Here is an 18,468-nt window from a genome sequence, read left to right as displayed (position 1 = left end):
GGCCCGGCCTGCGGTGGAGCGCGTGGTGGTGCAGGTCCGGCACGAGGTCGGGCGCGCGGTGAGGGGGCCGGGATGGGGTGGAGCACGCGGGAGGTCGCGCGGCTCGCCGGGACGACCCTGCGCACCGTCCGGCACTACCACGAGATCGGCCTGCTCGACGAGCCGGAACGGTTGCCGAACGGCTACAAGGTCTACCGCACCGAGCATCTGGTCCGGCTGCTGCAGATCCGCCGCCTGACCGGGCTCGGCTTCTCGCTCGCCGCGATCGGGGCGATGCAGGACGGTTCCGACGACCTCGACGAGACCCTGAGCGCCGTGGACGCCGAACTGGCCGCCACGATCGCCCGGCTGGAGGAGGCCAGGCGGGAGATCGCGAAACTGCGGCACCGGCCGGTGCCCACCGACCTGCCCTTCGCCATCTCGGCCGCGGCCACCGACGCGCGGCTCTCGCCCGCCGACCGGTCGCTGTTCGCGGTGATCTCCCACGTCGTCGGGGAGGACAACACGGAGCACTGGCAGGCGCTGCTGCGCGACTACGAGCGGGACGAGGTGGCCGACGAGTTCGACGCGCTCCCGCCGGACGCCGACGAGGAGACGCGCGAACGGCTCGCCCGGCACCTCACCCCGCGGATGATCGCGCTGAGCGAGCAGCATCCGGGGCCGCCGCGCACCATCGACCAGGCGGATCAGGGGCGGCAGGCGGCGGCCGAGGCGCTGTTCGACGCGATCCGCGACCTGTACAACCCGGCTCAGATCGACGTGCTCATCCGCATCTGGAAGGAGCACGGCTGACCCAGGTCCGGCCACGCCCGGCCACGCGGTCGATGTCGGCGGTCGGGCGGTTCGGGTGGTTCGGGCGGCTCGGGTGGATCAGGCGGTTTCGGGGGTGAAGGGGCCTTTGCCGGTGAAGGCGAGGCGGGCGAAGTTCGCGCCGATGCGGCGGTGGCCGGCGGGGTCGGGGTGGACCTCGTCGGGCAGCGGGAACTCGGCGTAGTCGCTCTCGCCGTAGAGGTCGCGGCCGTCGAGGTAGTGCAGGTTCGGGTCGTCGGCCGCCCGCTGCTCGACGATGCGCGCGAGCTCGTCGCGGATGACGTTCAGGGTCAGCCGCCCGGCGGCGCGCTCGGCCGGATCGCCCGTGGCCTTGAACCGCAGGGTCGTGCCGTCGTAGTCGGGCGCCAGCGGACCGGGGGTGTCCTCCTGCACCGGGCACAGGATGGGTGACACGACCAGAAGCGGAGTGTCCGGATGCCCCTCGCGGACGGTGTCGAGGAAGCCGTGCACCGCCGGGGTGAAGGCACGCAGGCGCATCACGTCGCCGTTGACGATGTTGATGCCGAGCTTGAGGCTGATCAGGTCGGCGGAGGAGTCCCTGATCGCGCGGGCGGTGAAGGGGTCGAGCAGCGCGCTGCCGCCGAACCCCAGGTTGACCAGCTCCACCCCGCCCAGTGCGGCGGCCAGCGCCGGCCAGATCGCGGTGGGATGGGTGGCGTTCGAGCCGTGGCTGATGGAGCTGCCGTGATGCAGCCACACCCGGCGCCCGTTGTCGCGGGCCGGCTCGATCGGGGCGTCGGTGCGCAGGGCGATCAGCTCGGTGATCTCGGTGTGCGGGAGCCAGATCTCGACGTCCTTGTCACCGGCCGGCAGCCCGGTGAACCGCGCGGTTCCAGGCGGGCCCTCGGTCAGCTCGACGGCCTGGGTGAACATGTCGGTGATCGTTTGGAGCCTGCCGCCGCTCACCGTGGCCTGGGCCGCGAGCTCGCCGTCGACCAGCAGGTCGTAGACGCCGTCCGCCGGGGCGGGGAAGCCGCGGTAGGCCCGCTTGGTGGGCAGGGTGTCCAGCTCGACGGTGGTGGCCGCGGTGCGGAAGACCAGCCGCACGCCGGAGGGCTGGGCCTGCGCCATGGCCGTCTGCTCGTCGGGGATCTGCCTGCGCGCCCGTGCGGGCAGCCGGTGCGGCAGCAGGCCGTGCGCGGTCGGCTCCACGTCGAGCTGGCCGCGCAGGAGGTCGGTGGTGACGGGGGTGGTGGTCCAGCCGGGTTCGGTGCTCATCGCCTCAACCTGTCGTTCGGTGCGTCTTTCCTAACAAGTTTAGGCAATTAGGTCTAGTACTTAGGAAGCCCGGTCGTCGTAGCCTTCCTTCCTGAGCGCGCGGCGGTAGGAGGCGTCCATGATCCGCCGGATCAGCCCGGAGAACACGGCCAGCACGCGGACCGGCCGGCGCAGTGCCGGCTTCGCCGCGCCGAGTTGCCTGGTCGTCAGCGCCATCAGCTCCGACCGGGTGGCGGAGTCGGCGCGTACGGTGTCGTCCCAGAGGTCCGCGGCGGCGACCGCGTGGCTGGGCGTCACCTCGGCCCGCTCGACCGTGACGACGAGCGCGGCCTGCGGAACGGCGCTGCCCAGCGCCATCCCGGCCAGCAGTTCGGGGTCGTCGGTGACCAGCGCGGTGCCGCTCACGTGCAGGACATCGGTCCGGCCGGGAACGAGCATCGCCGCGGCGAACCCGTCATCGGCCAGCAGGTTGTGGAAGGTGTCCGCGCGCTTGTTGCCGCGCCGGTCCGGGATGGCCAGCGTGTGCCCGTCGATCACCCGGACGAAGCCGGGCAGATCGCCGCGCGGGCTCGTGTCGCCGCCGCCGTCGCCGTCCCACGAGGACACGACGGCGAACGGTGAGGCCGCCAGGAACCCGGCGATACCCGTACCGGACAGCGGTCCTTCGGCGACGTCGGCGTGAGCCGGGGGTTCTGCGGCGACGGACGGGTTCCACAGCCGGGAGCGGAGTATCGCTCGTGCGCAATGGACGTAGACCTGGCTGACGGCGACGACGATGCGGCCGTCGGAGCGTTCCGCGACCGAGCCGTTGACCCGGAGTGTCTCGCTGACACCGGGCAGCAGGAAGACGAAGGAGACCGGTCCGGACGCGTCGGCGTCGCAGGCGAAGGCGAACCGCGTCGGCGACTCGACCACGGCGAAGCCGGGCGCACCGCCGACCACCGTCGAACGGGGCCGCCCGTCGGCGTCGCGGTAGCCGAAGCCCGCCAGCGACGCGAGGTCGAGCATGCGCCGGGCGGCGTCGTCCAGCTCCGCCAGCTCCTTCATCAGCACGAGCGGCGCCGGGCGTCCGATGATCGTTTCGAGCTGGGACGCGGTCCTGATCCTGTGGCGCGGGGCGGCGCTCGCCCGCGGGCCGGATCCGCTCGGCGAGGGCGACGGGGACGACGGCGCGGGCGACGTCGGGGATGAGGGCGAGGGCGAGGGTCGGGCTGCTGTGCGCATGGTCTTGATGCCTCTCGAAGCGCGGAATCGGGACAGGGGAGAGCCCGGATCCGCGCCGGCTCACGTTCGCGCGGACCCGTACGGGTGCGTTCTCACTCGTGCGGCGCGCCCGCGGGCAGGCCGGGAGTGTCGAGCAGGGTCTTGAGCGCCTGGACGTGCCCGGCGTAGGAGCGCCGCCCCTCGGCGGTCAGGCTCACCCAGGTCTTCACCCGGCCCCGCCCGGTCGGTTTGGAGACCGTGACATAACCGGCGTCCTGCAGCACCTTCACGTGTTTGCTCAGTACGGAGTCGGCCACGCCGAGCACCTCCCGCAGCGCGGCGAACTCGGCGACGGAGGAGGCGGCGAGCAGCGCGCAGATGCGCAACCGGTTCGGCGCGTGGATCACCTCGTCGAACCCGGCGTTCATGCGCCCGCCCGTGCCGCCGCGTCGAACCGCCCGCTCATGCGCCCGCCCGCAACTGGGCCCGCAGGGCGACGTCGAACCGCCGCCCCAGGGAGGTGACGGCCGCGAACGCCACCACGGCCAGGCACCACACAGGCCACCGCAGGCCGGTGAAGGAGCCGACGCCGAAGGCGGCGACGAGCCCCAGGATCGTCACCAGGCCGGCCGCGCCGATCCACCGCCCGGCGGGGCCCGCGTCGAAGCCGGACACCCAGAAACCGGTCCGGCGGCGATAGGCGGCGACGATCGCGGCGCAACCGGCGAGGAGCAGCACTACGCCGCCGAGCCTGACCGCGGTGCCGCCGAGCCCGACGGCGAGAACGCAGCAGGCCAGCAGCAGCCCGAAGCTCGGGTAATACCACCAGGGAGGGGTCAGCCGGTCGGCCAGGGCCGCGCGCACTTCGGCGATGGCGGTGAGGCCGTCATGACTTTCCATATTGGAAAGTCAATCACTTTCCGTCTTGGAAAGTCAATGGCTGGGAAGGTCGCCGGCTCCTTCGTCGCGCGACGAGCCCAGCCCGCGACGGGCGCAGACCGGCTGCCGCTGGGCATACCGGCGATATACCGCCCCTGCCTAGGCTCCCGTGCTGATGACAACGGAGATCGGGTACCTCGGGCCCTGGCAGGTCACGCTGGGCGGGCAACGGGTGGGGCTGGTGGGCCGCCGCCGCGTCGCCGTACTGACGCGGCTGGCGATCGACGCCGGCCGTCCCGTCACCATGCAGCAGCTCGTCACCGACGTCTGGGGACAGACCTCGACCGCCACGGCCGGCAAGCAGCTGCACATCGTGGTGTCGAAGCTGCGCGACACGCTCACCCCCGCGACCATCGCGACCGTGCCCGGCGGTTACCTGCTGAACCTGCCCCGAGACCAGGTCGACGCGCACCACTTCACCCGGCTGGCCGCCCAGGCGCGGTCGGCCCGTGACCGGCGCGAGCCGGCTGCGGCGGACGAGCTGTTCCGGCGGGCGCTGGCCCTGTGGCGGGGGACCGCCCTGGCCGAACTGGCCGACCCGTGGGCGCGGATCGAGGCCAAGCGCCTGGAGGAGGAGCGCATGGCCGCCTTCGAGGACCACATCGACCTGCGGCTGGCCAGGGGAGACCAGCACGGGGTGGTGACCGATCTGACCCCGTACGTCCTGGCTCATCCGCTGCGGGAGGGGCCGCGCGCCCAGCTGATGCTCGCGCTCTACCGGGCGGACCGGCCGTCCGAGGCGCTCGCGGTGTACCAGGAGGGGCACGCCGCCATGGTGGAGGAGCTCGGCCTCGAACCGGGCGCGCGGCTGCGCCGGCTGCGGCAGGCCGTACTCGACGAGGATCCCGTGCTCGAACTCGGCACACCTGAGCAGGCCGCCACGCTCGTCCCCGCCGAGCTGCCCGCCGGCATCCACGCGTTCACCGCCCGGCACGAGGAAGCGGAGTGGTTGCGGAAGACGCTGCTGAGCACGGGCGTGGCGGTCGTGGACGGGCCCGGCGGCGTGGGCAAGTCGGCGCTCGCCGTGCACGTCGCGCACGCGCTGGCCGGGCGGTTCTGCGACGGCGTCGTCTACGTCGACCTCAACGGCGCCACCCCAGGGGTTCAGCCGCTCTCCGTGCTCGACGCCCTGGGGCACCTGCTGCGGTCACTGGGGCTGGACGGCTCCGCCGTACCGGCCGATCTGGAGGGGGCGATCGCCCGCTACCGATCGCTCGCCGCGACGAGCAACCTGCTCGTCATCCTCGACAACGCGCTCGACGCCGGCCAGGTGCGGCCGCTCATCCCGGCGGGCGCCGACTGCCGGGCCCTGGTCACCTCCCGAGACGCCCTGAGCACCCTCGACCGGGCCGGTCACCTGCACCTGGCCGGGCTCGGCGACCGCGACGCCGTCGCGCTGCTGGCCAGGATCGCGGGACGGGAGCCCGTCGAACGCGAGCCGGAGGCCGCCGCCGAGATCGCCGAGCTGTGCGGCGGCTTCCCCCTGGCCATCAGGATCGCCGGCGCCCGGCTGGCGGCGTGGCCGGGCCGGCGGCTGGCCGACCTCGCCGGCCGCCTCGCCGACGCCACCCACCGCCTGGACACCCTGCAGTACGCCGACCTGGCCGTACGCGCCAGCATCGCGGTGAGCCACCAGCACCTGCGCGAGGAGAACGGCGGCCACGACGCCGCGCGCGTACTCCCGCTCCTGGGCCTGCTCGACACGCCCACCCACACCCCCGCCGCCACGGCCGCCCTGGCCGGCTGGCCGGAGGCACGCGCGGAGGCGGCGCTCGAACGGCTGCGCGGCGTCCGGCTCCTGGAGCCCGCGGGGCCCGGCCGGTACCGGTTCCACGACCTCATCCGTCTGTACGCCCGGGAACAGGCCGCCGCCGAACTGCCCGGCCAGGACGGCGCCGCCGCACTCCGCCGCGCGCTGCACCACTACCTGGCCTCGGCCAACACCGCCACGCGGCGGGTGCACTCCCAGGTCCAGGACCCCTACTACGCGGCGGAGCAGCCAGGCGTCGCCCTGACCGGCGTGCGCGAGGTCGAGGAGTGGACCGAAGCCGAGCGCGACAACCTGCTCGCCGTGGCGCACCAGGCGGCCGACTCCGCCGACCCGCACACCGCGATCGGGATGGCGCTGGCGCTGCACTGGCCGTTCAACTACCGCGGCTGGGTCACCCACCTGGCCGACGTGCACCTGAACGCGATCACGGTGGCGGCGCGGTGCGGCGACTGGGCCGGCCAGGCGCAGGCGGCGAGCTTCCTCGGCTGGGTCTATCGCGACCGGGGACATCACGAGCAGGCCGTCGAGCAGTTGAAGGAGGCCGTCGTGTACTGGGGGAAGGCCGGTCTGCCGCACCGGAGGATCGGCGCCTTCAACAACCTCGGCATCATCCACACCCTGCTGGGGCAGCTCGACCTCGCCCGGATCAACTTCGCCCGCGCCATGGAGATCGCCGAGGAGACGGACGACGCCTACGCGCGCGGCTCCATCCACAACAACGGCGTGCACCTGCTCTACCGGCAGGGTCGCTTCGACGAGGCCATCGCCCAGGCGAAGATCGCCGTCGTGGAGTGGAGCGGCAGTCTGTACGTGGAGGGCGCCTCCCACGAGACGCTGGCCCGCGCCTACCTGCACGCGGGCCGCCTCGTCGAGGCGGCCGACACCTTCCAGGTCGCGCTGACCCTCCTCCGCGAAGCCGGATACCGCATCGGCCATGCCGTGGCCGCCTGGTGGTGCGGCCTGACCCTGCACGAACTGGGCCGGGCCGCCGAGGCGCGCCGGGTCTGGCACGACTGCTTCACGACCCTGCTGGAGGCCCGCCTCCTGACCCGCGCGGAGGTGGACGACCTGCTCGATCAGCCCGTCCCCGAGATGCCCGGACCGATCGGGAACATGCTCTGATCTGCCCGCGCGTCAGCGGCCCGGGTGTACGTACTGGTTGTAGCGAGTCGTGGTGTTGACGCAGTGAAAGTCAGAGTTCTTGTTGTAGACACACAGCTCCAGGGTGACCGCCGAGATGGCCCGGGAGCGGGAGAGGGTCACGTTTCCGAAGTTGGTGCCTTTGTCGGCGCAGCCGTTGGTGTCCTTCCTCCAGGCGCCCGTGTGCCAGCTTCCGGTGGTGTATTTCCATACGATTCGGGCCTTCACCGGAAGATTGTCGCCGGGGCAGAGGTCGCGCACCGTGAAGTTCCGGAAGACGACCTTCGTGCGGCTGACGAAGTCGACGGTCGCCCGGGCGTACCCGTTGCCGCCGCTCGGGCGTTGCGTGCGGCCGGAGGTCACTCCGTCCCTCGCCTGCGCCGGGCTTGCCACCAGCAGCCCACTCAACATCGCGATCGCCAGCGCGGCGCCCAGAGTGCGGGTCTTCAACGGTCCTCCAGTGAGAGACGGCCTGGTTGGCCATGAACCCTAGGGACGACCCGACCGGTGATCAACCTGCGTTCGAACGGTGAGACGTTCAGTGAGGCGACGCCGGCCAGGAAGTCCGCCCGGCCCGTCTCCTGGTCCGTGCACCGCCCTTTGTCCTTGGGGCCCCGGCCTGGGCGTGCGGCGTTCTGGACGGCGACGCCGAGGACGCAGTTCACCAGGGCGCCGGCCGCGTCGAAGCGGGCCCGCTCGGGGACGGCGAGCGCGTGCGGCAGCCTGCCGACGCTCTCGTAGAAGTCGAGCAGCGCGGGCCGCCACGGTTGCCGGAACGGCTCGGCGCCGACCCACGGATGCCGCGGCTCGGTGCCGACGGCCACATGGCCGCAGGTGAACAGACCTCGGCCTGAGCCGCCGCAGCATGCGTCGCGACCCCAGCCTGAGTCGCGGGCCTCACCCGGCCGGCGGCTGCGGCCCGGTCAGTGCGGATCCGTAGTTCTCCACCGCCAGGTACGGGTTCAGGTGCGGGTGGCGGCTGCCCACGGAGACGTCCCGCCAGTACCGCTGCAGCGGGTTCGCCGTGTTGAAGCCGCTCGCACCGTGCAGGTCGAGCATCAGGTCGAGCGCGGCGCGGCAGTCCCGCCCGGCGCCGGCGAGCTCCATGCGCAGGCGGGGGAAGTCGGCGTCGGACATTCCCGCGTCCGCCGTGCGGGCCCCCGCGAGCATGGTGCTCTCCGCACGGTTGACCAGGTGGGTCGCCTCCGCCAGCCAGTGCCGGGCGCCGGGAGATTCGCTCATCCTGGTGTACGCGGTCATGAACGGCTTGCGGTCCGAGGCGAACATCGCGTCGACCGTGTCGAGCGCGCCCCGCGCGGCCCCCACGACCGGGCCGAGCACCGTCATGGTGTAGAAGATCAGCTCGCCGCTCCCGAACGGGCCCGTCGAGGCCACCCGCTCGGCCGGCACCAGCACGTTCTCGGCGACCAGGGTGTGGCTGCCGGTGCCGCGCATGCCGGCCACGTGCCAGTCCCGCTCGATGACCAGGTCGGCCACCGGCAGGACGGCGAAGGAGAAGCGGCCGTCCACCATGAGGGCGAGCACGGTCCACGTCGCGTCCTCGCATCCGGAGACGTTCGGCCAGCGGCCGTTGACGCGTACCCCCTCGGGCGCCCGCTCGCCCCTGGCGGCGGGGACGCCGCTGCCGCAGAACAGCGCGTCCGGATCGGCGAAGATGCCGCGCCGCACCGCGTCGGGGAAGCACCCGGCGATGATGTTCTTCGACGTCGCACACGTGCCGGCGACCCAGGCCGTGGACGGGCAGGCCCGGCCCAGCTCGCTCAGGCGGCGGGCCACGGCCTCCGAGCCGGCCCAGGCGCCCCCGTGCTCCTGTGGCGTCCGCAGCCGGAGAACGCCGAGAGCGCGTACCGCGTCCAGGCTCTCCGCGGCGGGACGGTCGTCCTGCTCCGTCTTCCCGGCATGGGCGCGCAGGATGTCGCTGGTCTCACTCTGCGAGAAGTCATCGATCACGGCATCGATCCCACCACCGGCCCCGTGAGCGGAGCCATGCGTGAACCGTGCCGGGTCATACTCGTTTGTGCGGCTAGCATCGACAGGGTGGACCTGCTCAGCGAGGTGATTCGCACCGTACGCGTCGGCTGCGCGACCGGCCGCGTGATCAGGCAGTCGGGCCCCACGGGGGTCCGCTTCCCCGCCTTCGACGGCAGCGGGATCCACATCCTGCTGCGCGGCTCCTGCTGGCTGATCACCGAGGACGAGGAGCCGGTCGCGCTGCGGCCCGGCGATGTCGTGCTCACCTCCTCCGGCGCCGCCCACGGGCTGAGCCGTGTCCCGCATCCGCTCGCCGACCTGCCGCTCGTCGACATGAGGCCGATCCCGCCCGCGCCCGGGCCGTTCGACTTCGAGTTCCTGTGCGGCTGCTACCAGCTCCAGCACGGCCACGCGCCGCAATACCTCCGCGTGCTGCCCGACCTCATCGCGGTGTCACCCGACTACACCGCCCACCCCGAACTGCGGGTGCTGGTCGACCTCCTCAAAGCGGACAGATCGGGCGGTGCCCAGATGGGTGCGGGGGCGACCCTGCCCGCGCTGCTGGACCTCATCCTGGTCCACGTCCTGCGCCAGTGGCACGAGCAGCACGGCACCGACGGCTGGCCCGGCAGCCGCGACCCGGCCATCGCCGCCGCCCTGCGGGAGATCCACGAGCGCCCGGAGCAGCCGTGGACGGTCGATCGCCTCAGCGGGGTCGCCGGCCTGCCCAGAACGGCCTTCACCAGGCGTTTCACCGCGGTGGTCGGCCGGCCGCCGATGAGCTATCTGATCGGCTGGCGGCTGAGCCGCGGCGCCCGGCTCCTGCGCGAGACCGACGCGCCGCTGTCGGCGATCGCGCGGCAGGTCGGCTACGCGAACGAGTTCGCCTTCTCGGGCGCCTTCAGCCGCGAGTACGGCATCTCACCAGGCCGTTTCCGCGCCGGCCCCGGAGCCGACCCGGCGCCCGCCCACGGCCGCGACGCCGTGTCCGGCAGCCGCTGACGCCCAGGTCGCGGGTGTGTGGCGGCGATCACATTCGGTGTGTGGATTCGTCCACAGATGATCCGTTGCCGTCTCCGTACTGTCTTTCTTGCCGGAGCACCCCGGCGGAACGAAAGACAGGGGAGGAACCCGAAATGCGTAAGGCTCTTGCGATCGCGGCACTGGTCGGTTCGGCTCTGACGGGTCTGGCGGTGAGCCCGGCCGCGGCTCGGGCCAGCACCACGAGCGCCGCTACGGTGGCCACGGTGAGCTGGGGGAAGTTCTTCTCCAGTGATCACAAGGCGTACACGTTCGGCAAGACGTGGAAGTCGCACGGCAAGGTGTTCACGAAGTGGTACGGGGTGGACAAGGTCGGGGGTAAGAAGGGCTGGGTCTGGTTCGAGGTGTACCAGGGTGGTCACTGGAAGAAGTTCAACAAGTCCTGGGACGGTGAGGTCGTCGGCGCGTGGAGCGGCAAGGGGATCAAGAAGGTCTACACCTTCACCTGCTGGGCCGGGAAGTTCGACAACTGCGGCAAGAAGTACCGCATCTACTGATCAGCCCGTACGAGGCCGCCTGGCCAGTGCCAGCACACTCAACCCGAACATCAGCACGCCCAGGGGAAGATGCACCGCCGGCACGTGCGCGATGCCGAGCGCGACCTGGGCGGAGGCGAGGACGAGGAATCCGGCCGCGTACCAGACCGGCCGGAGCGGGCCGCCGCCCGGCTTCCACGCCAGCACCGCGGCGAGCACGTACAGCAGCGACGACCCCCACATCACGCGAGCTCCGGCGCTGTGCAGCGTCTCCCCGTAGGGCGTGGTCAGCAGCAGCCCGGCGGAGACCGCCTGCAGGAAGATGGTCAGAGTCTGCAGCGCGATCGCGATCCGCAGGAAAGAGAAGCGACGTTGTGCCGTCGTGCGGGTGGCCATGTCAGGGTCCCCCTGTTCCGCCCCGTGGGGTCGTCGGTGGATAGGGTCTCACCAGGTTGACGACGTGGGCCCGCGAAAGGTAAGGCGACGGCATGGGGACGGCTGGGACCGGCGCCGACGAGACGGTCGATGAGCGGCGTCACCTGATCAACGTCGCCTACCGGCTGCTCGGTTCGGCCGCCGAGGCCGAGGACGCCGTACAGGAGGCGTACACCCGCTGGTACGCGCTGCCGCCGGCCCGGCGGCAGGAGATCGTGTCCCCCGGCGCCTGGCTGACGACGGTGACCAGCCGCATCTGCCTGGACGTGCTCGGCTCGGCGCGGGCCCGGCGGGAACGCTATGTCGGCGCGTGGCTGCCCGAGCCGCTGCCCGACCCGGCCGAGCGGGATCACGGGGGCGATCCCGCCGAACAACTGGTCGTGAACGAATCGGTGTCGATGGCCTTCCTCGTCGTCCTGGAGTCGATGACGCCCGCGGAACGGGTGGCGTTCGTCCTGCACGACGTGTTCCGCTACCCCTTCGCCGAGATCGCCGGCATCCTCGGCCGCACTCCCGCCTCCTGCAAGCAACTGGCGTCCTCCGCCCGCAGGCGGGTGGGCGTCGCCCGGACCCCGGTGCCGCCGGCCACGCGGGCCGAGACGGTGCGGCGGGTGAAGCGGGCGTGGGAGGCGAAAGACATCGCGGCCCTGATCGACCTCCTCGACCCGGCCGCCGTGCTGACCGCCGACGGCGGCGGCCTGGCCGGCACGGTTTTGCACCCGGTCGAAGGGGGCGCGCGCGTCGCTCGGTACCTGCTCGCCATCGCCGAGCGGAGTCCAGGGATCGAGCTGCTGGAGCGGTCGGTCAACGGCGTTCCGGGCCTGGTGGCCGAGGTCGCGGGCGTTGTCACGACCGTGGCCTCGTTCGAGGTCGCAGGCGGCCGTGTCACCCGCATCTGGGCGGTCCGCAACCCTGAGAAGCTGGGGGCGTGGACGGGGTGAGGTTGAGCGGAGTGGTGACGTGCAGGTTCCAGTCGAGGCCGGTCCGCGCGGAGTTGTGATCGATCCAGGCGATCGCGGGGTGCCCGTCGGAGTTGAGGGTCATGGCCAGCCGTTCGCCGAAGCCGTTCTCGTTCTTCGACACGGCGATCCGCTCGCAGCGGGCGCCGGTGCAGACCGCGAGCATGAGCCGGCGGTGCTCGCTGCTCTCGTACGCCACCAGCGGCCACCCCGAGTAGTCCAGGACCAGCGCCGGGGCCGCGTCGTACTCGTCGCCGGCGCCCAGCACGCGCGCGTCGGCCCGGGCGCAGTCGGGGGTGCGGCAGTCGAGCAGCTTGTTCACCTGGTCACGCGGGTCCCGATAGGCGATGACGGGACGGCCGTCGGGGCGTACCGCCAGGGCCAGACCGGACGTCCAGGGCAGAGTGTCGAGGCCCGGCGGCCCGGGCGGCACGGGGCTGGTGGTGATCGGACGGTGGCAGGCGGCGTCCTGGCAGGAGATCACCTGGATGTGGCCGGTGGCGGGGGCGAACCGGGCGGCCACCGGCCGGTCGTCCGGGCCGACGGCGACGGCCAGGTTGGCGAACGTCGGCCGGTACAAGGTCCGCTCCAGCCGCGCGACCTGCCTGCGCTCAGGGCGCGCGCAGCTCGGGTCCGCGCAGAGGACGAACGCGAGCACGTCGTGTTCCGGCCGGTCACCCTCCGCCGGATCCGCCTCGGCGTGTGCCACGACCGGGCCGCCGCCGCGCCGCACGGCCAGCGCCAGCCCGACCGTGTCCGGCCGTGAGGAGCGGGTCGTCGCGACGGCTCCGCTGCTCCGTACGCATCCGGTCGCCTCGCACGTGAGCAGTTCCAGCCGGGAGGAGGCCCAGGTGGTCAGCAGGAGACGCCCGTCGGGCAGGCGGGCGCTGGCCGCGCCGGGCTCCCAACGGGTGCCGGAGCCGCGTGGCTCGGCCCACTCGAAACTCGCCGTCGCGCACGAGGGGTCGGCGCAGGCCAGCAGGCCGGCGTCGTCGTCGGCGCCGTCCATCACGGCGATCAGGCGCGGGCCGCGTCCGGTGTGCAGGGCGCGCAGATCGAACGGACGCACCACCGGGCGCCGCTCCTGGGCGGGGACGGGGAACTTCTGCGGCGCCCACGACTCCGTCACGTTCGTCTCGGTGATCTCGGGCCAGCCGAACGGGTTGACCAGGACGACCCCGCAGAACAGCAGCCCCGGCAGCAGCGCCACCGGCACGAGGCCGCCCCTGACCGGGCCCGGCGGAGACCCCTCGGGCAGGCCGTGCGCCAGGTCCGAGTCGTCCACCTCGGTACGCCAGGCCATGCAGTGCAGGAACTGGCGCGCGACCACGGCGGCCTGGAAAGGCGTGACGGCCAGCGCCAGTACGGTTCCGGCCAGACCCCAGCCAAGGGTCGCGAACAGGCCGGGCAGCAGGCCGAGCCCGGCAGCCACCGGCCACGCCGCCGCGCCGGGAACGAGCACCACGCCGAGGGCCAGCGTCGCCGCGGTCGGCAGGAACCGCAGCCTGGTCAGCCGGTACGCGCGCCGGATCGAACCCAGCCCGCCGCAGCCGTGCAGCAACACGGCGGGCACGGCCAGCAGCCCAGGCAGCGCCGCGAAAACGGCCGCCACCAGCAGCACGTCACCCAGCCACCGTTGATCGGCCAGCACCGGCAGCACGCCGCCCATCCGGCGCCGATCGGTCACCACCCGCACACCCGCCCGCGCGGCCCAGATCGCCCCGAACGCCATCGCGGCCACCAGGAGCAGCACGAGCAGAGACGGCAGCCGCCGCACCACCGCCCGCAGCGCCTCCACCGGCGGCACCGGCCGGTCCACCAGGTGACCCGCGGCGATGAGCACGGTGGCGGGGAACACCACGAGCTGACCCGCCACCGCGACCACCGCCACGACGACGATCCAGATCGTCAGCGCGGTATCGGAGTCTCCGATCAGCTGGAGCCGCTGATCGACCACCGCCGCCGCGTCGCCGGCCGTCGCCGTCAGCGCCGTCAGAGTCAGCGTGGCGAGCGGCACGTGTACGAGCACGCCGGGCACAGCGAGCCGCATCAGGCACCGCGCGGCGTCCAGGTAACTCAGAAACGGCACGGGGGAGGCGCGGAGCCGTTCGACGTGCTGCATCGAGGTCACAGGTGAAACGGTGACAGGACGCGTCGTCGGCTTTCTCGCGACTTGCCGGAAATGGTCTAGCCGACGTGATCGCCGCGAGCACGACCGTGGTCGGCGCTCGGCCGCGACCGGCGTTCGTGGCCTACCTCAACGTGAGGGGCGCGGTCACGACCAGGGACCACTCGTCGCCGGCCGGCAGATCGTCCTCGCCGGCGAAGTCGACCCAGCTCAGCACCGGACGGCCGCGGCCGTCCAAGGCCATGGCCAGGCCATGGTCACCGCCCTGCCGGATCCGCGCGACCGGGGTCCGCGCGCAGCGCGTTCCCGCGCAGGTGGCGATGACGACCTGGGCCCGGCCGACGTCCTGGTAGGCCACGTACGCGCGCCCGTCCCGGCTCAGCGCCAGCGCCGGCATCGAGTGGCGTTCGCCCGGCTCGGTCAGGGTCGCCGTGCCGGCCCGCGCGCACGCGTGGTCGAGGCAGTCGAGCAGCTTGATCGCGCTGTCCGTCACGTCCCGGTAGACGATCAGCGGGCGGCCGTCGGCCCGGATCGCCATGGCGGCGCGAGCCCGGCGATCCCGATCGAAGTAAGGCGACTCGTCCTTGACGGGCCGTTCGGTCCGGGTCTTGGCGCAGGCGGGGTCGTCGCAGGAGATCACGACCATCGAGCCGGTGTGGCGATCGACGCCGAGGACGACGGGCCGGTCGTCAGGTCCCACCCCAGCGACGAGCTCGCGCATGATCTCCGTCTCCTCGTTGCCGGGCAGCCGGGCCACCTCCTCGGTACGCCGCCGCGCGCAGGACGGATCATCGCATGTCGTGATCGAGAGCACTTCGGTGAAGCCGTCGTCCTCTTTCCAGAGGGGGATGGCACGGAGCTGGGCGAGCGCCAGGCCGCCGCCGGGCCGTGCCGCCAGGGCGAGCACCCTGCTCTTGGTGGCCTCCGTCGCCTCCGCGAGCGGCTCGCTCCCGGCCGCCGTGACGCACGCCTTGGCATCGCAGAGCCGCAGCCCGAGCCGGGCGGTCCAGTTCTCGTCCCACACCGATACGTACATCTCGTCGATCGCCCAGCTCGTCACGGCGATGCGGCCGTCCGCCAGCCGGGCGCCGGTCGCCGGGTACTCGCCGGCCGCGGCCTCCGGCTCCGCCCAGGTGAGCCGGCCCCGGGTGCAGGCGCTGTCCGCGCAGGTCAGCAGCTTCGCCTGAGCGGAGTCGTCCATGAGCATGACCATGCGCCCGTCCTGGCCCGCGTAGAGGGCACGCAGGTCCGGCCAGTCGATCGAAGGTTTCGAGCGCGTGCCCTCCGTGACCGTCTCGACGCCGGGATCGCCCGCTCTGCTGACGTTCATGATGGTCTCGGAGACCTCCAGCAGGCCCCGCGGATTGACCAGTACGGCGCCGCCGTACAGCAGGCCGGGCAGGAGCAGCCCCGCGAGGAGCGGCACCGGCCTGATCGGGCGCGGCGCACTCGCCGGCAGGCCGTCGATGACCGCGTCGAACCCGGCGATCGAGTCTTTGGCGGCCAGGCGGTGCAGGAACAGGCGCGCGATCACCATCGCCTGGAACGGCACGAGGACGAGCGCCACGACGGTGACCGCTCCGGCCCGCAGTAGCGGCGTCCCGGACGTCACCCCGTTCACCACCTGCGTGATCAGCGCGGGGAAGAGCACGACGCCGAACGCCAGAGTGAACGCGCTCCCCCAGGTGGCGCCCCTCGCCAGCCGGTACGCCCGGCTCAGCGGCCCCACCGGCCGGTCCGTCCCGACGAACGGGTCCACCGGTCCCATCGGCCAGTTCGTCCGGCCGAGCGAACCCACCGGGTCCGCCGGCCGGTCCGTCCGAAGGCGCGCACCCGCCGGATCCTCCAGCACCACGGCCGCCACCCCCAGCAGGCACGGCATCGCCAGCAGGAGCAGCACCGCCATCACGAGGTAGCCCGCGACCTGCTCGTCCAGCCCGACGACGAGCACGTAGACCCCCACCAGGACCGCCGCGACCACGAGTCCGCCGCGCAGGACGAGCAGCGCCGTCGCGGGCAGGCGCCGGGCCGCGGCCCGCATCGCGTCCGAGGCGGAGACGTGCCGGCCGGCCAGCCGGGCGGCGGCGAGCAGGACCGTGGCGGGCAGCGCCACCGCCTGCCCGGCCACCGAGACGACGAGCACCGCCGCCGACCACACCAGCAGCGGCGTGCCGGGCGGGCCGATCAGGCCGTAACTCTCGTTGACGATCGCCGTCGAGGACGGGTCCAGGACGAAGAAGAACGCGACCACGGCGAGCAGGCCGATCGGCGGGAACACCAGCAGCACCGGCGGCAGCAGTCGCACCAGGTGCCGCCCCGCGGAGCCGTAGGCGCGCCAGAGCACGAAGTCCCGCCGCAGCTCGTCCCAGGTGTCCAGGTGCTGGTCCGCCGTGATGGCGAGGCTCTCCCTCATCGTCCCTCCCGGGCTGTTCGCCGGGATCACCGCGCGGCGCGCGGCGATCGGGTCTGGTGTGGCCAGGGCAGGTTGAGCGGGACGGTGATGACCACTTCCGCGCCGGCGTCGCCCACGTCCGTCCACACGATGTACGGCCGTCCCGCGCCGTCCAGGGTCATGGCCAAGGAAGGGCCGGGGCCGTGGCGCATGTGCCGTACGGGGACGACGGCACAGTCGAGCCCTGAGCACGTGGCGAGCATGATCCGGCGGCCTTCGAGGTCCTGGTAGGCGACCAGTGCCCGCCCGGACCGGTCCAGGACCAGCGCGGGGGCGGCGTGCTTCACCCCCGGTGGGGCCAGCGTGAGCGAAGCGCCCGCCGCGCAGTCCGGGGTGCGGCAGTCCAGCAGGTGCACCGCGCCGCCGACCGCGCTGCGGTAGGCGATCAGCGGGCGGCCGTCCGCCCGCACGGCCAGCGACACCCCGGCCCGGTGACCGTGGTCGCCGGACTCGTCGAAGCGCCGGTTGACCTCGGCCGTGGGTCCCGCTTCGCGAAGGTCCTCCCAGATCGGGGCGACCGGCCGGCGCACCCGTACCCGCTCGCAGGCCGGGTCCGCGCAGGAGATCACGTGCAGGGCGCCGGTCAGGCTGTCCAGCCGCGCCGCGACCGCGCGTCCGCCCGGTCCCATGGCGACCGCGAGGCTGTGCGGAGCCCGGACGAACGCCCGGGAATTCACCCGTGCGACCGGTTTCGTCCGCGGCCGGGAGCAGGCGGCATCGTCGCAGACGATCAGCGAGAACGTCTCCGCCACCGACGGCTCGCCGTCGCCCGACGGCACCTCGGTGGCCTGGACGAGCACCACGCCGCCGCCGGGCCGTGCCGCGAGCGCCAGGTCCAGGCGCGGATAGAGGTCCCGAACCTGGGTGACGTACGTGCCGCCGGGCGCGTCCAGGCAGCCGCGCCCGTCGCAGGTCAGCAGCCGAGCCCGCCACCCGTGCTCCGTCCGCTCCCACCGCACCACCAGGAGCCGCCCGTCGGGCAGCCGGGTGGCCGCGGACGGAGGACGGATGCCCTCGCGCTGCTCCTCGTTCCTGCCGGTCCAGCGGTTGGCAAGGCGCGTGCACCGGACGTCGGAGCAGGTCAGCAGCTGGGAGGCGGAGTCGAAGCCGGAGTCGGTCAACACCGTCACGCCCTCGCCGGGCCCCGCGAACACGGCCCGCGACTCTCCCGGGGACAAGCGCGCCGAGCCTTCGTCGAAGTAGGCGGGATCGCGGGCGAGCGTCCGCTGCGCGTACGTCTCGGCGATCTCCGGCAGGCCCAGCGGGTTGACCAGCACGATGGCGCCGAACGCCGGCCCTGGCAGGAGCAGCGACAACAGGACGGGCACGGGCCTGGCCGGTCCGGAGGGCCCGGCGGGCAGCCGTTCGGCGATGTCGCCGAACGCGCCGGCGTCAGGGAACCTGGCCACGTGGTAGAGGAACTGACGGGTGACCACCATCGCCTGGAACGGCGTGACCAGCAACGACAGGGCGACTCCCGCCGTGCCGGACACGACCGTCAGCGCCGGGCCGGACAGCCCGTCCACACCCCGGTCGAGCGCCCACGAGGCCGCCAGCGGCAGCGCGACCGTGCCGATCAGCAGCGTGAACGCGGTGACGTGCGGCCACCGGGCGCTCAGCCGGTACGCGCGCACGACGGCGGCCGGCGCCGAGCGGCGCTCCAGCACGACGCCCGGCACGGCCAGCAGCGCCGGCAGGGAGGCCAGGAGCAGAACCGTCCCGGCGATCCACATCCACCCCTGCCCGAGGACCAGCAGCACCAAGAACGCGACGGCCGCGACGGCGGCGAGCCAGGCCAGAGCGAGCAGAGCTAGGGCGAGCAGCGACCCCGCCCGCCGCGCCGCCGCCCGCACCGCGGCGATCGGCGGCACCCGCCGGCCGAG

The 18,468-nt window shown here is 73.0% G+C and carries 16 protein-coding genes; 5 read left to right on the top strand and 11 right to left on the bottom strand.

What is annotated here, in order from left to right:
* Positions 1–72: 72 nt before the first annotated feature.
* A complete protein-coding gene (locus ABFX54_RS18895) occupies positions 73–792 on the top strand; it encodes a MerR family transcriptional regulator (protein ID WP_346106479.1) in 720 nt (239 codons plus the stop codon).
* 78 nt (positions 793–870) lie between these two features.
* Here ABFX54_RS18895 and ABFX54_RS18890 read toward each other — a convergent pair whose 3' ends face one another.
* From ABFX54_RS18890 to ABFX54_RS18875, 4 genes are all read right to left on the bottom strand, one after another.
* Positions 871–2,049, bottom strand: a complete 1,179-nt coding sequence (locus ABFX54_RS18890) for a GDSL-type esterase/lipase family protein (protein WP_346106478.1) — start codon at positions 2,047–2,049, stop codon at positions 871–873.
* Positions 2,050–2,109: 60 nt separating this feature from the next.
* Positions 2,110–3,096, bottom strand: coding sequence for a pyridoxamine 5'-phosphate oxidase family protein (locus tag ABFX54_RS18885; protein ID WP_346106476.1), 987 nt, complete (start codon positions 3,094–3,096; stop codon positions 2,110–2,112).
* Positions 3,097–3,365: 269 nt separating this feature from the next.
* Positions 3,366–3,680: a transcriptional regulator gene (locus ABFX54_RS18880; protein ID WP_346106474.1), complete on the bottom strand. Its 315-nt coding sequence runs from the start codon at positions 3,678–3,680 to the stop codon at positions 3,366–3,368.
* A gap of 34 nt (positions 3,681–3,714) precedes the next feature.
* The gene (locus tag ABFX54_RS18875; protein ID WP_346106473.1) at positions 3,715–4,152 is read right to left on the bottom strand and encodes a hypothetical protein; all 438 of its coding nucleotides are present in this window, start codon (positions 4,150–4,152) and stop codon (positions 3,715–3,717) included.
* Between the two features lie 154 nt (positions 4,153–4,306).
* Here ABFX54_RS18875 and ABFX54_RS18870 point away from each other — a divergent pair, with 154 nt between their 5' ends.
* Positions 4,307–7,084, top strand: a complete 2,778-nt coding sequence (locus ABFX54_RS18870; RefSeq protein WP_346106471.1) for an AfsR/SARP family transcriptional regulator — start codon at positions 4,307–4,309, stop codon at positions 7,082–7,084.
* A 12-nt stretch (positions 7,085–7,096) separates the two neighbouring features.
* Here ABFX54_RS18870 and ABFX54_RS18865 read toward each other — a convergent pair whose 3' ends face one another.
* The 3 genes from ABFX54_RS18865 to ABFX54_RS18855 form a co-directional block, all read right to left on the bottom strand.
* The gene (locus ABFX54_RS18865) at positions 7,097–7,552 is read right to left on the bottom strand and encodes a hypothetical protein (RefSeq protein WP_346106469.1); all 456 of its coding nucleotides are present in this window, start codon (positions 7,550–7,552) and stop codon (positions 7,097–7,099) included.
* Entirely contained in the window at positions 7,549–7,926 is a 378-nt protein-coding gene (locus ABFX54_RS18860) for a hypothetical protein (RefSeq protein ID WP_346106467.1), read from the bottom strand. Before ABFX54_RS18860 ends, ABFX54_RS18865 begins: the two co-directional genes overlap by 4 nt.
* Before the next feature lie 73 nt (positions 7,927–7,999).
* Positions 8,000–9,073 carry an acyl-CoA dehydrogenase family protein gene (locus ABFX54_RS18855; protein ID WP_346106466.1) on the bottom strand — a complete coding sequence of 358 codons (1,074 nt, stop codon included), beginning with the start codon at positions 9,071–9,073 and terminating at the stop codon, positions 8,000–8,002.
* An 87-nt stretch (positions 9,074–9,160) separates the two neighbouring features.
* Between ABFX54_RS18855 and ABFX54_RS18850 the strand changes: the two genes are divergently transcribed.
* A complete protein-coding gene (locus tag ABFX54_RS18850) occupies positions 9,161–10,096 on the top strand; it encodes an AraC family transcriptional regulator (RefSeq protein WP_346106464.1) in 936 nt (311 codons plus the stop codon).
* A gap of 134 nt (positions 10,097–10,230) precedes the next feature.
* On the top strand, positions 10,231–10,632 hold the full coding sequence (locus ABFX54_RS18845; protein ID WP_346106462.1) for a hypothetical protein: 402 nt from the start codon (positions 10,231–10,233) through the stop codon (positions 10,630–10,632).
* On the opposite strand, the gene ABFX54_RS18840 is transcribed toward ABFX54_RS18845, so the two are convergent.
* Entirely contained in the window at positions 10,633–11,007 is a 375-nt protein-coding gene (locus ABFX54_RS18840; protein WP_346106460.1) for a hypothetical protein, read from the bottom strand.
* Between the two features lie 92 nt (positions 11,008–11,099).
* Here ABFX54_RS18840 and sigJ point away from each other — a divergent pair, with 92 nt between their 5' ends.
* Positions 11,100–11,987, top strand: a complete 888-nt coding sequence (gene sigJ / locus ABFX54_RS18835; RefSeq protein ID WP_346106458.1) for an RNA polymerase sigma factor SigJ — start codon at positions 11,100–11,102, stop codon at positions 11,985–11,987.
* Here sigJ and ABFX54_RS18830 read toward each other — a convergent pair.
* The 3 genes from ABFX54_RS18830 to ABFX54_RS18820 all read right to left on the bottom strand — a co-directional run.
* Positions 11,932–14,136 carry a hypothetical protein gene (locus ABFX54_RS18830; RefSeq protein ID WP_346106456.1) on the bottom strand — a complete coding sequence of 735 codons (2,205 nt, stop codon included), beginning with the start codon at positions 14,134–14,136 and terminating at the stop codon, positions 11,932–11,934. The two genes, sigJ and ABFX54_RS18830, sit on opposite strands and share 56 nt — an antisense overlap.
* A gap of 121 nt (positions 14,137–14,257) precedes the next feature.
* Complete coding sequence (locus tag ABFX54_RS18825) at positions 14,258–16,546, bottom strand: hypothetical protein (protein WP_346106454.1); 2,289 nt, start codon at positions 16,544–16,546, stop codon at positions 14,258–14,260.
* 26 nt (positions 16,547–16,572) lie between these two features.
* On the bottom strand, positions 16,573–18,468 hold a 1,896-nt coding region (locus tag ABFX54_RS18820), incomplete at its 5' end, for a hypothetical protein (RefSeq protein ID WP_346106453.1).

Source organism: Nonomuraea maheshkhaliensis, assembly GCF_039529435.1.
In the GTDB taxonomy this organism is placed as follows: domain Bacteria; phylum Actinomycetota; class Actinomycetes; order Streptosporangiales; family Streptosporangiaceae; genus Nonomuraea; species Nonomuraea maheshkhaliensis.
Note: the sequence above shows the minus strand (reverse complement) of the source record. Positions and strands in the feature narration are given on the sequence as shown.